Origin of the sequence: Roseomonas rosulenta (assembly GCF_016106005.1) — a bacterium.
GTDB classification, from domain to species: domain Bacteria; phylum Pseudomonadota; class Alphaproteobacteria; order Acetobacterales; family Acetobacteraceae; genus Neoroseomonas; species Neoroseomonas rosulenta.
This window is the reverse complement of sequence record NZ_JACADR010000004.1, coordinates 20,783-34,721: the sequence shown is the minus strand read 5'-3', so window position 1 is coordinate 34,721 and position 13,939 is coordinate 20,783. Positions and strand designations below refer to the sequence as shown.

General features: G+C 69.0%; 17 protein-coding genes. 14 read left to right on the top strand and 3 right to left on the bottom strand.

All coding sequences use genetic code 11. From position 1 onward, the window contains the following. Nucleotides 1–38: 38 nt before the first annotated feature. On the bottom strand, nt 39–263 hold the full coding sequence (locus HW578_RS01590) for a hypothetical protein (RefSeq protein WP_232478427.1): 225 nt from the start codon (nt 261–263) through the stop codon (nt 39–41). Nucleotides 264–428: 165 nt separating this feature from the next. Here HW578_RS01590 and HW578_RS01585 point away from each other — a divergent pair, with 165 nt between their 5' ends. Together HW578_RS01585 and HW578_RS01580 are read left to right on the top strand one after the other, a co-directional pair. Beyond that, nucleotides 429–827: a hypothetical protein gene (locus tag HW578_RS01585; protein WP_198368772.1), complete on the top strand. Its 399-nt coding sequence runs from the start codon at nt 429–431 to the stop codon at nt 825–827. Further along, nucleotides 824–2,464, top strand: a complete 1,641-nt coding sequence (locus tag HW578_RS01580; protein ID WP_369407788.1) for a terminase large subunit — start codon at nt 824–826, stop codon at nt 2,462–2,464. The genes HW578_RS01585 and HW578_RS01580 overlap by 4 nt, the downstream gene beginning before the upstream one ends. A gap of 69 nt (nt 2,465–2,533) precedes the next feature. On the opposite strand, the gene HW578_RS01575 is transcribed toward HW578_RS01580, so the two are convergent. Further along, nucleotides 2,534–3,307 carry a sulfite exporter TauE/SafE family protein gene (locus tag HW578_RS01575; RefSeq protein WP_198368771.1) on the bottom strand — a complete coding sequence of 258 codons (774 nt, stop codon included), beginning with the start codon at nt 3,305–3,307 and terminating at the stop codon, nt 2,534–2,536. 226 nt (nt 3,308–3,533) lie between these two features. On the opposite strand from HW578_RS01575, the gene HW578_RS01570 reads away from it, so the two are divergent. From HW578_RS01570 to HW578_RS01525, 10 genes are all read left to right on the top strand, one after another. Further along, entirely contained in the window at nt 3,534–4,910 is a 1,377-nt protein-coding gene (locus tag HW578_RS01570; protein WP_198368770.1) for a phage portal protein, read from the top strand. Further along, nucleotides 4,910–5,575: an HK97 family phage prohead protease gene (locus tag HW578_RS01565; RefSeq protein ID WP_198368769.1), complete on the top strand. Its 666-nt coding sequence runs from the start codon at nt 4,910–4,912 to the stop codon at nt 5,573–5,575. The genes HW578_RS01570 and HW578_RS01565 overlap by 1 nt, the downstream gene beginning before the upstream one ends. A gap of 11 nt (nt 5,576–5,586) precedes the next feature. Beyond that, nucleotides 5,587–6,885: a phage major capsid protein gene (locus HW578_RS01560; RefSeq protein ID WP_198368768.1), complete on the top strand. Its 1,299-nt coding sequence runs from the start codon at nt 5,587–5,589 to the stop codon at nt 6,883–6,885. Between the two features lie 124 nt (nt 6,886–7,009). Further along, nucleotides 7,010–7,441, top strand: coding sequence for a hypothetical protein (locus tag HW578_RS01555; protein WP_198368767.1), 432 nt, complete (start codon nt 7,010–7,012; stop codon nt 7,439–7,441). Next, on the top strand, nt 7,438–7,716 hold the full coding sequence (locus HW578_RS01550; protein ID WP_198368766.1) for a hypothetical protein: 279 nt from the start codon (nt 7,438–7,440) through the stop codon (nt 7,714–7,716). Before HW578_RS01555 ends, HW578_RS01550 begins: the two co-directional genes overlap by 4 nt. Before the next feature lie 285 nt (nt 7,717–8,001). Further along, the gene (locus HW578_RS01545; protein ID WP_198368765.1) at nt 8,002–8,598 is read left to right on the top strand and encodes a hypothetical protein; all 597 of its coding nucleotides are present in this window, start codon (nt 8,002–8,004) and stop codon (nt 8,596–8,598) included. A gap of 68 nt (nt 8,599–8,666) precedes the next feature. Further along, nucleotides 8,667–8,936: a hypothetical protein gene (locus HW578_RS01540; protein WP_198368764.1), complete on the top strand. Its 270-nt coding sequence runs from the start codon at nt 8,667–8,669 to the stop codon at nt 8,934–8,936. Nucleotide 8,937: 1 nt separating this feature from the next. Then, nucleotides 8,938–9,675 (top strand): hypothetical protein, encoded by a 738-nt coding sequence (locus HW578_RS01535; protein WP_198368763.1) that lies wholly within the window; start codon nt 8,938–8,940, stop codon nt 9,673–9,675. After that, nucleotides 9,672–10,112 (top strand): hypothetical protein, encoded by a 441-nt coding sequence (locus tag HW578_RS01530; RefSeq protein ID WP_198368762.1) that lies wholly within the window; start codon nt 9,672–9,674, stop codon nt 10,110–10,112. Before HW578_RS01535 ends, HW578_RS01530 begins: the two co-directional genes overlap by 4 nt. Nucleotides 10,113–10,148: 36 nt before the next feature. Beyond that, on the top strand, nt 10,149–11,402 hold the full coding sequence (locus tag HW578_RS01525; protein WP_198368761.1) for a phage tail tube protein: 1,254 nt from the start codon (nt 10,149–10,151) through the stop codon (nt 11,400–11,402). 35 nt (nt 11,403–11,437) lie between these two features. On the opposite strand, the gene HW578_RS01520 is transcribed toward HW578_RS01525, so the two are convergent. Continuing rightward, nucleotides 11,438–12,967 carry a GMC family oxidoreductase gene (locus HW578_RS01520; RefSeq protein ID WP_198368760.1) on the bottom strand — a complete coding sequence of 510 codons (1,530 nt, stop codon included), beginning with the start codon at nt 12,965–12,967 and terminating at the stop codon, nt 11,438–11,440. A 161-nt stretch (nt 12,968–13,128) separates the two neighbouring features. On the opposite strand from HW578_RS01520, the gene HW578_RS01515 reads away from it, so the two are divergent. After that, entirely contained in the window at nt 13,129–13,581 is a 453-nt protein-coding gene (locus HW578_RS01515) for a hypothetical protein (RefSeq protein ID WP_198368759.1), read from the top strand. A gap of 41 nt (nt 13,582–13,622) precedes the next feature. After that, nucleotides 13,623–13,931 carry a phage tail assembly chaperone gene (locus HW578_RS01510; protein WP_198368758.1) on the top strand — a complete coding sequence of 103 codons (309 nt, stop codon included), beginning with the start codon at nt 13,623–13,625 and terminating at the stop codon, nt 13,929–13,931. Nucleotides 13,932–13,939 lie beyond the last annotated feature (8 nt).

Sequence of the window (13,939 nt, the reverse complement as noted above, 5' to 3'; positions counted from 1 at the left end):
GCTCGTGCCGGTCGGGGCGGTGCGGGGGCGGCGTCCCGTCAGGGCGCGTATTCCCCGCGGCGGAAATGCTGGTCGGCGATGTCCTTCAGCTTCGCGGTGGCGTCGGTAAGCCAGGCGGCTTCGCCCCAGAGCACCGCGTTGGGGTCTGCCCCAAAGTGATCCGCGCTGGCCTGCTGCAGTTCGGCGAGCAATTCGTCGAACTCGGCCTTCTTCATCAGGAAGGCCTCAAGGCTGTTGAGCTGGTTCGCTGCGCGCTTGGTCATCGTGGTCTCCGTCCTCCGCATCGCGTGACGGACCATTCGCGCTGAGCCGCGCCCGAGCCAAGCGCATCTGCCGATCATGATGTTGCTGAGTTCAGCGCGATCCGATCATCTCGTGACGCCGTAGCGTCGCGCATCAGGGAGCCGCGCATCGCGGCGCTGCACCCCATGCCCCGCAAGCCCGGCCGCCCGGCCTACACCCCCACCGAGAAGGACCGCGCCACCGTCAAGACGATGTCCGCCTTCGGCATCCCGGACTACGACGTCGCCAAGGTGATCGGCATCGACCCGAAGACGCTGCGCAAGCACTTCTGGACCGAGCTCGAGGTCGGCCATGTCGAGGCCAATGCCAAAGTCGCCGCCTCCCTGTTCAAGAAGGCCACCGGCGACGGCCGCGAGGCGGTGGTGGCGGCGATCTTCTGGCTGAAGTGTCGCGCCGGCTGGCGCGAGCGCCCTGCCACGGACGATCTCGGCAAGAAGGAGCAGCGCGCCCTCGAGGCGGAGACCGCCGAGCGCGGCACCTCCTGGGAGAGCCTGCTCGAACCGGCGAGCACCCGGCTGCAGTGACGGCTTGGTCGCTGGCCTGCCCGGACTGGATCACCCGCATCCAGGCCGGCAGGACGCTCGTGCCTGACCTGCCCCTGCTCAAGGGCGAGGCCGAGCGGGCGGTCACCATCTTCAATCGGCTGCGGTTGCCGGATGTGCCGGGCCGGCCGCCGCTATCCACCGCGGGTGGCGATTGGCAGCGCGACATCGTCCGCGCGCTGTTCGGCTCCTGGGATGGCACCGAGCGGCACATCCGCGAGATCTTCGCCCTCGTCCCCAAGAAGAACGCCAAGACCACCGCCGGGGCGGCGATCATGGTCACCGCCCTGCTGATGAACCGGCGCCCGCGGGCGGAATTCATCATCGTGGCGCCGACGCAGGATGTCTCCGACCTCGCCTACCGCCAGGCAGTCGGGATGATCGAGGCCGATCCGGTGCTGGCGGCGAAGTTCCACGTGCAGGAACACCTCAAGCGCATCACCTACCGGCCGACCAATGCCTTCCTCAAGGTGAAGTCCTTCGACCCGAAGATTGTCACCGGCACCAAGCCGGCGGGAATCCTGCTCGACGAGCTGCACGTCATCGCCGAGGCGCCGGACGCCGACCGGGTGATCGGCCAGATCCGTGGCGGACTGATCTCGCAGCCCGAGGGGTTCCTGATCACCATCACCACCCAGTCGGAGCGCCCGCCCGCGGGCGTTTTCCGCGCCGAGCTGATGAAGGCCAGGAAGGTCCGGGACGGTATCCTGCAGGCGCCGATCCTGCCGGTGCTCTACGAGTTCCCGCCGGAGATCGAATGGCGGGACCCGGCCAACTGGAAGATGGTCACGCCGAATGACGGGCGGTCCATCACGGTCCAGCGGCTGATCCCGGACTACCACGCGGCGGTCGAGGCGGGGGAGGAGGAGCTGCGCCGCTGGGCGTCACAGCACCTCAATGTCGAGATTGGCCTGGCACTGCTGTCGGACACCTGGGCCGGGGCGGAGCATTGGGAGCCGCAGGCGGATCCCGACCTGACGCTGGATCAGTTGCTCCGCCGCGCGGAAGTGGTCACCGTCGGCATCGATGGCGGCGGGCTCGACGACCTGCTCGGCCTCTCGGTCATCGGCCGCGACGCCCTCACGCGGGACTGGCTGCTGTGGTCGCGCGCCTGGGCGCATCCGATCGTGCTGGAGCGGCGGAAGTCGGAGGCTGCCCGAATGCAGGACTTCGCCCGCGACGGCGACCTGCGCATCGTTGGGCGCCTCGGCGAGGATGTGGAGGAGGTCGCGGACCTGGTCGCCGACATCGACCGTGCCGGCCTGCTGCACGCCGTGGGGCTCGATCCGGTCGGCATCGGTGGCATCGTCGATGCGCTGGCAGAGCGGCACATCACTGGCGATCGTGTGGTCGGCATCCCGCAGGGCTGGCGGATCAGCGGGGCGATCAAGACGCTGGAACGCAAACTGGCGGACGGCACGCTGTGGCATCCCGGCCAGGCGCTGATGGCGTGGTGCGTCGGCAATGCGCGGGTCGAGCCGCGCGGCAACGCGATCACCATCACCAAGCAGGCGGCGGGCAAGGCGAAGATCGACCCGCTGGTCGCCGCCTTCAATGCGGCGGAGCTGATGTCGCGGAACCCGGAGGCGCGGTCGGCGCCGGCGGTCTTTGTCATCTAGCCGCAGGCGGGCTGGTGCTTCCGCCGTCGGCGGGTAGCTCGCTTGGCGCGGCGCGGCTGTCCGGACGGACTATCTCAGCACGCTATCCCACACCGGCAGACCGATGATCGCGGCCAGTCCGATCATCGCGTAGCAGGCGTGCCGGAAGACCTTCTCGTCCGCCAACCCGAACATGCGAAGGCCGCCCCAGATCCCCGCGGCATAGGCCGGTACGGTCACAGCCAAAGGAACGAGCAGCGTGTGGTCCAGCAGACCTGCTGCAGCAAATGCTACCGCGACAACGATCCAGTTCACGGCGAGGAACAGCGCGAAGGTGGCGCGGGCCTGCCGCGCATCTCCGTCACGCCCGAGCAGATAGGCGATGACCGGAGGGCCTGGCGCCATGGCGATTCCGCTAAACACGCCGCCAGCCGCGCCCACGCCCGCGGTCAGTGCCGGTCGGCGCGGGCCTCGGAAGCGCCATCCCGAGATCAGCAGCACCAGCATGGCCAGAATGGACAGCGCCACGAGCCACCGCAGGGTCAGCGCATCGAAGGAGACGAGCGCGAGCGCCCCAACGGGTGTGCCGAGCAGGACACCGAGCCCCAGCCAGCCGGCTTCCACCCGGTCGCCCTGCCGCCAAGCCGGCGGCGTGAGCTTGACCATCGCATAGGCTTCCAACGCCCACATGAGCGGCGCCGCCACCCGCGGGCTCATCGCCACCGCGGCGACCGGCACGAAGATGAGGGCCTGGCCGAAGCCTGAGAAGCCGCGCGCCAACCCCGCTGCGAAGGACGCGGCCAAGAGCCACGCCAGCGCGGCGCCCGAGGGGACGAGACCGGTCAGATCCCCGATGGTGGCCATTCTGTAATGTGCCATGCCGGCAATACGAGATGAAAGAACTCAGATGTCCGCCACGGATCGTCAGCGGCCGCCATCAACTGCCTGACTCCTCTGTACCCCTGTCGATGAGGCGCCGCATGGCACGAGACCTTCGCCGGCATCGATCCGGCGTCGTCGGCGCACGCGCGCACGCCTGATGCCTGGTCTGATCGGCAGCCTCGCCCGCCTATGGCGGGAACGGAAAGCTGTGACCTTCGCGCCGGGCTTCTGGGACGCGCTGCGCCCGCCCGCGAAATCTGGCGCCACGGTGAACGCGACCTCCGCGCTGGAGTGCACCACTGCACTCGCTTGCGTGCAGGCCATCGCCTGCGGCGTCGCCATGCTCCCGCTCGACATCTACCGCCCGCGCGATGGCGGCGGACGCGACGTCGCGGTGGACGAACCGCTGTGGGACTTCTTCGCCGGCCAGCCGAATGAATGGCAGACCTGGCCCGAGTGGATCGAGACGACGCTGATGCACGCCGTGCTCTGCGGCGACGGCATCTCCTTCATCAACCGCCCGAACCCGCGCGGTCCGATCCGCGAGCTGATCCCGCTGGTGCCCGGCACCGTCTCGATCGAGCAGCGCCAAGGCTACGACCTCGTCTATCATCTGGTCCTCGCCGACGGCCGCAGCCTGACGGTCGGCCGCGAGCAGGTCTTCCATTTGCGCGCGCCGTCGTGGAACGCGTACTCCGGCCTCGACGCCACCAAGCTGGCCCGCGAGGCGATCGGCCTGGCGCTGGCCACCGAGGAGGCGCACGCGCGGCTGCACGCCAATGGCGCTCGCCCGGGCGGCATCCTCACCACCGAGCAGCGGCTGACCCGGGAGCAGGTCGATGAACTCCGCGCCGCCTGGCAGCAGACCCAGGGCGGATTGTCCAACGCCATGCGCACCGCGGTGCTGTCCTCCGGCCTGAAATGGGAACCGATGGGCATGACCGGCGTCGATGCCCAGCATATCGAGACCCGGCGGTTCCAGATCGAGGAGATCTGCCGCGCCTTCGGGGTCTACCCGGCCATGGTCGGGCATTCCGACAAGGCCAGCACCTACGCCTCGGCCGAGCAGTTCTTCATCGCCAATGTCGTCTACTCGCTCGGCCGCTGGACCCGGCGCTTCGAGGAGCGGATCCGCGTCGACCTGATGACGCGGGAGGAACGGCAGCGCCGGCTCTACGCGAAGTTCTCCCTGCAGGCGCTGATGCGCGGCGATGCCCGCACCCGCTCTGACTTCTACAGCGCGCTGATCACCCTCGGCGTGCTGACGCGCAATGAGGCCCGCGGCCTCGAGGACCTGAATCCGATCCCCGGCCTCGACGAGCCGCTGCGACCGCTGAACCTGGCGACGCAGGCAGAAGCAGAGGCGGCCCTCGCGGCGAAGCAGGCGCCTCCGGTGGCGCCGGCATCCCCTCCCGACGCGGAGGGCAAGGCGGCGGCCATCGCCGCCGTCGCGCGCGTCATCGGCGCGGAGGATCCCGCCTTGGAACAGAGGATTGGCCGGATCCTGTCGGCGGCGAACGAGGCCCGCATCCGCGGCGCCCGCGACGCGCTGGACGTGGTTCTGGGCCAGTTGGAGACCCCGTGATGCGGCATCGTGGCGACATCCGCGCCCGCTTCGAAGTGAAGTCCGTCGCCGCCGACAGCGGTGCCTTCGAGGGCTACGGCGCCGTGTTCGACGTGGTCGACACCTATCGTGACGTGATCCTGCCCGGTGCCTTTGCCGAGACGCTGGCCGAACACGCCCGCCGCGGCACTGCCCCGCGCATGCTGTGGTTCCACGACCCCGGCAAGGCGATCGGCGCCTGGTCGGAGTTCCGTGAGGACGAGCGCGGCTTGTACTGCGCCGGCCAGCTCGACCTCGAGCACCCCGATGGCCAGAAGGCCTACGGCACCCTGCGCGGTGACGGCGCGATGGACCTGTCCATCGGCTACACCGCCATGCTGTTCGAGGTCGACCGCGCCGCAGAGCTGCGTCGCCTGAAAACCATCTGGCTGGACGAGGTGTCGCTGGCGCCCCGTGGCCATGGCGTAAACCCGGCTGCGGTGGTGACCGACTTCAAGGCCCGCGCCGGTGGGATCCAGACCATCCGAGACTTCGAGGACTTCCTGCGGGAGGCAGGGTTCTCGCGTGACCGCGCCAAGGCGATCGCCTCGCGCGGCTTCAAGGCCAGTGCCGACCCTCGGGATGAGGACGGAAGGGCCGATGTGCTCGCCGGCATCCGCCGGCTGCAGCAGATCCTCCAATCCTGACGGGATACCCCATGGAAACCGATGTGAAGGAGGCCCTCGACGGCCTCGGCCGTGCCTTCGAGGAATTCAAGGCGACCAACGACAACCGCCTCGCCGAATTCGGCAAGAAGGGCGCCGTCGATGTCGTGCTGGAGGAGAAGCTCCAGCGGGTAAACACGGCGCTCGACCAGTTCGAGACGCTGAACCAGCGCCTGACCAAGGCCGAGCTCGAGGCCAAGGCCGGCCGCGACGCGGCGGAGGGCTCGAAGGAGGCCCTGGAGCGGATCGAGACCCGGCTGAACCGCCCCGGCATGGGCTCGGGCGACCGCCAGGCCGAGCTCAATGCGAGGGTGAACACCTGGGCGCGGGCGGTGATCAACGCCCACACGCTCGGCGTGCCGAACCTCACCGCCGAGCAGCAGAAGGCCCTGTCGGACGTCGCGGCCGAGCACAAGGCGATGTCGATCGCCGACGACACCACCGGCGGGTACCTGGCCCCCTCGGAGTACGTCCGCGAGATCATCAAGGGTGTGACCGAGATGAGCCCGGTCCGCTCCCTGGCGCGGGTCCGCGGCACGTCCAGCAAGTCGATCATGCTGCCGAAGCGCACCGGCCAGTTCGCCGCCCGGCGCGTCTCCGAGCAGGGCACCCGCACCGAGACCCCCGGCCTCGCTTACGGGATGATCGAGATCACCGCGCCCGAGGTCTACGCCCTGGTCGACATCTCGCAGCACAACCTGGAGGACAGTGCCTACGACCTCGAGAGCGAGATCCGCGCCGAGGCGGTCGAGCAGTTCGCGGTCAAGGAGGGGCAGGAATTCGTCGGCGGCTCCGGCGTCGGCGAGGCCGAAGGCATCCTGACCAACCAGGACATCGCCTTCACGCCCTCCGGCTCGGCGGCGACCATCTCCGATGCTGAGGGCCAGGGGAACGGGCTGGTCACCCTATTCCACGCCCTCAAGACCGCCTATGCGCGCAACGCGGTCTGGACCCTGAACCGAGTGACGCTGGGCTCGGTGCGCAAGCTGAAGGACGCCGACAAGAACTACGTCTGGATGCCCGGGCTGGCGAACGGGGTGCCGAACACCATCCTCGGCGCGCCGTACGTCGAGTGCCCGGACATGCCGAACGAGGGGGCGGATGCCTTCCCGATCGCCTTCGGGGACTTCCGCCGCGGCTATGTCATCGTCGACCGCATCGCCATGACCATGCTGCGCGATCCCTTCACGCAGGCGACCAGCGGCAATGTGCGCTTCCTGTTCCGCCGGCGCATGGGCGGGGCGGTCGTGCTGGCCGAGACCATGCGCAAGCTGAAGTGCGCGGCGGCGTGACGCGCGTCCGCCGCGGCCACTGACGGCGACAGCAAGAGCGAGGCTCCGCCTCGCGCTCCGCCGGGGGGCGTGGCGCCCCCCGGACCCCGCCGAGACCTTCCATTCCAACGACAGGGGATCCTCCATGGCGACCCGAGACCTGTGCAACAACATCCACCCCGTCCGGGCCATCGCTCCCGGCGCGGCGGTGATCGACAACACGCCCTTCGTGTCGGCGATCATCGACACCAAGGGCTATGAGAGTCTGACCTTCCTGATCGCCGCCGGCAGCCTGGCCGATGCCGACGTCACGGTCACGGCGCTGGTCGAGGCCAGCGATGCCGCCAACATGGCCGGCGCCGTCGCGGTGGCGGACAAGGAGCTGATCGGCACCGAGGCCAAGGCCGGGCTGACCTTCGCGGACGACAATGCGACGCGAAAGATCGGCTATGTCGGCGGCCCGCGCTACGTGCGGCTGACGCTGACGCCGGCGAACAACACGGGGAACATCTCTCTCTCCGCGATTGCACTGCTCGGCCATCCGCGCAACGCGCCGACGTCGAACCCGCCGGTGTGAGCATGACGCCGGAGGGGCAGCGGCGGATCCGGGCGCTGCGGGCGTTCTCCTACTCGCTGGACGGCGTACGGCTGATCGCCGTCGCCGCCGGCGAGGAGGTCAGCCTGCGCGCCGGTGCCGCGGCAGGGCTGATCTCGGAGGGGTATGCCGAGCCGATCCTATCGGTCGCCGCGTCGGCGCTTCCCCCGTCCGCGGATGCCCTCACCAACGCCGCGCCCCCGAGCAGTGACACCCTGACCGCGCGCCGGCGCCGCGCTGCTGACCGGAGGACTTGATTCCCGGCCTGTGCAATCACCTCGGTGCCCTGCTGTACCAGAGGCACCTCAGGTACCGCCGTTGGCGTTGTTATATGCGCTGGGCGGAAGGACCGTGCAGGTCACTCGCTCGCAACAGCCGGCCGCCAGCAGGGGCAGGCTCAAGAGAACTAAGACAAACACCCGCATGGAGCTTCTTCCGCGGATAGAGATGCGGGCGGCGCCGGTCGCGCCGTCCAATCCCAACGTAGCGGAGATGCAGCCCTTCAAACCATAGGCGTTTCGGGCCGCTGGGGAACCGACATCATGCTCGAAGTCCTTACTCCAGCCGGCAGTAGTGACCTCACGACGCTGGCCACCGCCAAGCGCGAACTCGCCGTCACGGACACGGTGCAGGACGCTCGCATCGCGGATTTGATCCGCGAGGCGTCGGACCTGGTCGCGCAGTGGTGCAACCGCGGTGGCTTCGGACGGGAGACGCTGCGGCAGACCGATCGGCTTTCCGCCGCTGTCGATGTCATCGTGTTGCAGCGTGACATCGGGGTGATCGTCTCCGCCGTCACCGAGGACGGCGTCGCGCTGGCCGCCGCTGACTATGAGCGGGTCGGCGTACTGCTCTATCGGTTGCGCGAGGGGATGCGCGTGCCATGGACCGGGCGGCTGGTGGTTGTGGAGTACCTGGCTGGCTTCGCGTTGCCGGACGAGGCGCCGCCCGCGCTGGAGCGGGCCTGCCTCGACCTGCTCGCCGAGCTCTGGCACGGCCAGGGGCGCGATCCCGCTGTCCGCAACGAGACGACAGAGGGTGTCGGCACGGTCGGCTATTTCGAGCATCGCGCTGACACGCTGCCGCTCGCCGCGGATCGCCTGGCCGCCCTCGAACGCTACCGGCGGTTCCATCTCTGATGGGCGCGTTGCGCGATGCCCGTCGCCGTGCCCTTGCGCGGCGCGGGCGGTCGATGACGCTCCGGCGGATGGTCTTGCCGCCCGGCACCTATGCCAGCGCCATCGTGACCGGCTTCTCGGCCGACTACGCGCCCGACGATCTCGCGCCACCGCTTGTGCAGGGCGACCGTCGCCTCGAGATCCTGCATGCCGATCTGGTCGCCGCCAGCTTTCCCTGGCCACCGCGCGAGCCGGACGAGGTGCTTGATGGCGGCGAGAGCTTCACCGTGAACTTCGCCGCCCCGGTGTGGGAGGGCAGCGAGCGCATCGGTTGGACGTTGGTTGTGCGGGGAGGCTGAGTTGGCCTTCACGCGCGGCCAGTTCCGCAACTTCACCCGCGAGATCGAGGTGGCCACACGCGGGCTGACCGGGCCCGAGGCCAGCCGGCGACTGGCTGCCATGGCGCGGGTCCATATCGCCGAAGTCGAACGGCAGCAGGCCGCTCGCTCCGGCGGCGTGGTGCCGGACCACACCACCACGGTGGACGGCCGGGTCGGCGCCGCACCGGAGCAGGTTCGCCCTGACGGCGTGATCCTGATCGCCTGGCACTACCTGACCGAGGCGGTGATCCGCACCGTCACCTACCTCGAGGAGAACGGCCCCGAGCGCAAAGGCGGCTGGAAAGCCAGCATCACCACCTTCGTCGATGACACCGCGGTGCCGCGCACGGCGCGTTTTCCGGCCGGCGCCACCGAGGCGGTGGTGGTGGTGCGGGCGGACTACGCCCGCCGCCTCGAGGTCGGCAAGCGCGACAGTGGCGGCCCCTTCGTGCTGCAGGTGCCGATGCATTTCGTCGAGCAGGCGGCGGTTGCCTTGCGTCCGGTGATGCGCCCGCTCGGCTGGGAGCCGCGCTTCACCTATGTCGATGTGCCAGACGCCTTTGCGCTCAGCGTCGAGGCAACGCGGCGGCGGCGCTTCGGGAGCCGGGGGATTGTCACCGAGCGCTCGCCGCGCCGCGTCCCAGGCAGCCGGGACGTCGAGAGCCAGGTCCGCTACCCGGCGATCGTCATCCGCCCGCTGCGGGCCACCCGCTCGTGACCGCCTCGCCCTACGCCGACAGCATCGCTGCCATCGCTGCGGCCTGGGCGGGTGGCTGGCCGGCGCCCGCCGGCGTGCCGGTGCTGTGGCATCACAACGGCAGTGATGCCGTCCCCTCCCGCGCCACAACGGCGCACTGGCTTCACCTTGCCGTCGAGCACAGCAGCGAGCGGCTGGTCGCCTTCGGTGGTGGCCGGGGCGCGCACGAGAAGGAGCTGCACGGCTCCGTGGTGATTCGGGTGATGGCCGCACGAGGCCTCGGCGAGACGACGCAGCTTGCCTTGCTCGACCAGGCGCTTGCGGTGTTCCGCAGCCGCCGCGACGGGCCGCTCTCCTTCCTCGGCACCTCGGTGATCGAGATGCCCGGCGCCTCCGCCGACGGCGCCTGGTGGGTGCGCAGCGGCATCGCCGTCTTCGTCTATCGCTTCCGCGGCTGATCCGGCCGCGTCCCTCTTTCCCATCGGAGAGTTCCCATGCCCCTCGCCGAAGGCAGCGCGGCCCGCTTCGCGTACAAATTCTACGCGGACGGCACCATGATCACGAACGCGGAGGCGGACATCGCCACCGCGCCGGGGTCCACCGGCGGCCGTATCCTCCGCCGCGTCAGCGCGGGGCTGAACCTGCGCAAGAACGCCACCCGCTCGGCCGAGATCCTGCCCTCGCGGCAGGTGCGGAGCGCGCGCCACACCTCCCGCCGGGTCGAGGGGCCGCTGGATGGCGAGTTCTCGCCGGGCAGCTACTTCGACTTCATCGAGGCGGCGCATCGCGACACCGCCGCGCCGATCCTGCCATCCGGCCTGACCGAGGTGCAGCTGACCGGCGTCGCCGCTGACGCCGCCACCTCGAAGCTCACCTTCGGTGGCGGCGATCCCGTCGCGCTCGGCCTGCGCAAGGGGGCGATCATCCAGTTCGCCAGCCTTTCCGCGGCCGGCAACAACGGCGTCCGCTTCCTGGTCACTGGCTTCGGGGGGACTTCCAATCGCGAGGTGAGCGTGTTTCCTGCGCCCACCACCATGGCAGCGGATACCGCGTTCACTCTGACCACGCCGGGGAAGTCCTCGATCATCCCGGCCAGCGGCCACGTCCGCCGCAAACTGGCGATCGAGCGCTACCACGAGGATCTCGACCGCGCCCGGCTCTACACCGAGCTCCGCGTCACCGGGTACCGCCTGGCCGTGCCGGCGGAGGGCAACAGCACCTTCGGGATCAACGTCACGGGGCGGAACCGCCGGACGCTGACAGGCGCGGCGGCGCCCTATTTCACCTCGCCGGCCGCGGCGACCACCACCGAGGTCTGCAACAGCCTCAACGGCATCCTGCGCATCGCCGGCAGCACCGTCGGCACCGTCACCGGACTGAACCTGAACCTCGCCATGGCGGCGGACGCGCCGGCGGTGCTCGGCCAGGCCTTCCCGCCGGATGTGCTGCTCGGCACCGCCGACGTCACCGGCGACTTCACAGCGCTGGTGGACGACACCGATGCGATCAGCGCCGCCTTCGAGGAGGAGCTCGAGGTCGAGCTGCTGTTCATGCTGACCGCCGGCGGCGCCGCGGCGGACGCGGTGGCCTTCCACCTGCCGCGGCTCAAGCTGAACGGCGACGAGGAGAACGTGCAGGGCGAGGGCTCGCAGACCATGAACGTGCCGTTCCAGGCACTGGAATACTTCGGCAGCGCGCCCGGCATGACCGGCACCACCCTGCGCTGCACGGACACCGCGGCGGTGTGAGGCCTCAAACCAGCGTGTGGTTGTCCGGGTCGCTCCTATGTGACCTCTGCGCGCATCCATTCAGCAACGCGCTCAGCGATCATGAGGCAAGTCAAATGGGTGTTCGCGCGTGGTATCGTCGGCATGATGGACGCATCTGCCACGCGAAGGCCTATGGCGCCGTGTAACCGCCCATGCTGGTCAACCACGGCACCAGGATCGTGAGTGGGGCCCATCCGGGCGGTGCCGACCGGGTGAACATAGTGGGTGACTGCTCGCACGACCTGCGCAGCCGTCCAATCGTCATCCCGAAGCAGGGCCAGGAATCGCTCCGCCGGCATCGACTGGCCGTCGTCGAAGGAGCAGACATCGGCACCAAGCACTTTCATCTGCGGAGACTGGACGAGCTTTCCGAGCATCCGGAGGCCTTCGCTCAGCCGCCGTACGTCCTCAGCGTCCGTGGCTAGGTTGAGCCGGATGTCGGGGCAATCGGTAGCCCTATTTGACCGCAGCCTGATTGTACCCCGTGACAGCGGCTTCATTAGGCTTGTCTGCAGCCATAGCGATGGCTGGATTGGCCATTGGAACAAGAACGCCTGCATATCGTTGCGAACACTCGAGCCTGGCGCAGTATGTGTGAGGAGCACCTGCAGGTGCGCGGCCGCCACGTCGACCATGCCAACAGGCGAGTTCCATTTCACCCTTATGCAAGCGTGATCGATCAAGTTGCGGCCAACCCCGGGCAGATGAATCCGGGGCTCAATGCCGATGGCACGAAGCTCTTCCGAATGCCCGAGGCCGGATCGCATCAGAATCGCCGGTGACCCGATCGCGCCGGCACAGAGCGTCACGCGTTGACCGAGGATCTGCTGCACGCGTCCTTCCGCCTCGATCTCGATGCCAATAGCTCGCGTGCCGTCGAACAGCACACGGCATGCGAGGCAGTCTGCGCGGATCGTCAGGTTCGCACGTTCTTGCGCCGGATGCAGATATGCCATCGCGCTGGAGAACCGGACGGCATTCGGCCCAAGGTTCGACGGAACAGGCCCGACCCCCGTTGCCTCGGGGTGGTTGTGGTCGTGCACCTTCGGGTGGCCGAGATAGCAGCAGGCGTCGAGGAATAACTTTTGGGCGGGGGCCAAGTCTGCTTCGGCGCAACGCCGGATCGGTGTGGGACCGCTTCTGCCATGATGGTCACCCGATGCGTCTACGTCTTTCTCGAGGCGCACAAAGGCGGGCAGCACGTCCCTCCAGGTCCAGTCGGGATTTCCTAGCCCCGCCCACTCATCGTAGTCGGCCGGAGAGCCGCGCAACGCGAGGCAGGCATTCACGCTCGACGAGCCGCCAGTCACCTTGCCACGGTGGTAGGCGGCCAGCCGTCCGGGAACCATCTCGGCCGCGTAGCCCCAATCGTGATCCCAGGCCATTTGCCGCCCATTGAGCAGGCTCTTCGGCATCGTCTGGAGGTCTTCGTAGTGAGGCCCCGCCTCAACCAGCAGAACCTTGCGTCGCGCGTCTTCCGAAAGCCGCGCAGCTAGCACCGCGCCTGATGAGCCCGCGCCGACGACGATGTCGTCAAATTCCATGGCCGTCTCTCCGCTGCAGAGTTTCGGCTTTGCACCGAGCGTAGGAGCGAACCGCCATCGGGTCTCGATGGGTGTGTCCAACCTGCGCCCGGCCGAACGCTATCAGAAGCGGCTGCAGAGTTTTTCGAAGAAGTGTCCATGTACTTCGGAGGAAGGACCCGATGCCTGCCATCTTCGACACCCTGGCGCTGCCGACCGATCGCAGCGCTAAGCTGCTGCTTGTCCACCCCGTGACGCGCGCGCCCCTCACCGACGAGGCCGGCGAGCAGGGCTGGATCGAGCTCTATTCCTGGGAGAGCGAACAGGCGCAGGCGCATCGCCTCGCCCGCGACAACGCGCAGCGCAAGCTCGGCCGCGAATTCACCGCCGAGGAGGAATGGGAGGATATGGGCCAGATGCTGGCGCGTCTGACCAAGGCCTGGCATCTGGTCGGGCTGGATGGCCGCGCCATCGCCGCGCCCTGCAGCTTCGATCTCGCCACCGGTGCCTACAACGCCACCGGACTGCGCTGGCTGCGCAACGCCGCGATCGCCTTCCTCAACGTCAGCGGCAACTTCTTCCCTTTGGCTGGCTCGACGCCCTCCGCGCCTATGGCCGGCACGCCTTCTGGCTGAGCCAGCGACTCAAGGACGGCGGCACGCGCCGCCAGCATCTCTTGGCGGCGCAGCGGCAGACGGGCCGCATCCCGGCCGGGTTGATGGGGCCGCCACGTCCGGCCGGCTCCGACGCGGTGTGGCGCGCCTTCGGTGAATTGGACGCGCAGCGCCAACACAGCGACGCCGGCATCCCGCAACCGATCCAGCACCGCGACGTCGAGGCCTGGTGCCGCACCATGCGGGTGCCGCTGCACCCGGCCGAGATCGTCGCCGTGCTGGCGCTCGATGGCGAGCGCCGCGCGGTCGAGGCGGCGCGCCTGGCCGCGACCCGCCCCCGTGATGTCGAGCTGGAGGACGACGATCCATGAGCGGCACC

Coding starts and splice junctions, on each gene's coding strand:
- HW578_RS01545 (WP_198368765.1), top strand. CDS start 8,002: ATGCTCGAAGTCCTTACTCCAGCCGGCAGTAGTGACCTCACGACGCTG.
- HW578_RS01565 (WP_198368769.1), top strand. CDS start 4,910: ATGCGGCATCGTGGCGACATCCGCGCCCGCTTCGAAGTGAAGTCCGTC.
- HW578_RS01515 (WP_198368759.1), top strand. CDS start 13,129: ATGCCTGCCATCTTCGACACCCTGGCGCTGCCGACCGATCGCAGCGCT.
- HW578_RS01540 (WP_198368764.1), top strand. CDS start 8,667: ATGGTCTTGCCGCCCGGCACCTATGCCAGCGCCATCGTGACCGGCTTC.
- HW578_RS01585 (WP_198368772.1), top strand. CDS start 429: ATGCCCCGCAAGCCCGGCCGCCCGGCCTACACCCCCACCGAGAAGGAC.
- HW578_RS01590 (WP_232478427.1), bottom strand. CDS start 263: ATGACCAAGCGCGCAGCGAACCAGCTCAACAGCCTTGAGGCCTTCCTG.
- HW578_RS01520 (WP_198368760.1), bottom strand. CDS start 12,967: ATGGAATTTGACGACATCGTCGTCGGCGCGGGCTCATCAGGCGCGGTG.
- HW578_RS01555 (WP_198368767.1), top strand. CDS start 7,010: ATGGCGACCCGAGACCTGTGCAACAACATCCACCCCGTCCGGGCCATC.
- HW578_RS01525 (WP_198368761.1), top strand. CDS start 10,149: ATGCCCCTCGCCGAAGGCAGCGCGGCCCGCTTCGCGTACAAATTCTAC.
- HW578_RS01575 (WP_198368771.1), bottom strand. CDS start 3,307: ATGGCCACCATCGGGGATCTGACCGGTCTCGTCCCCTCGGGCGCCGCG.
- HW578_RS01560 (WP_198368768.1), top strand. CDS start 5,587: ATGGAAACCGATGTGAAGGAGGCCCTCGACGGCCTCGGCCGTGCCTTC.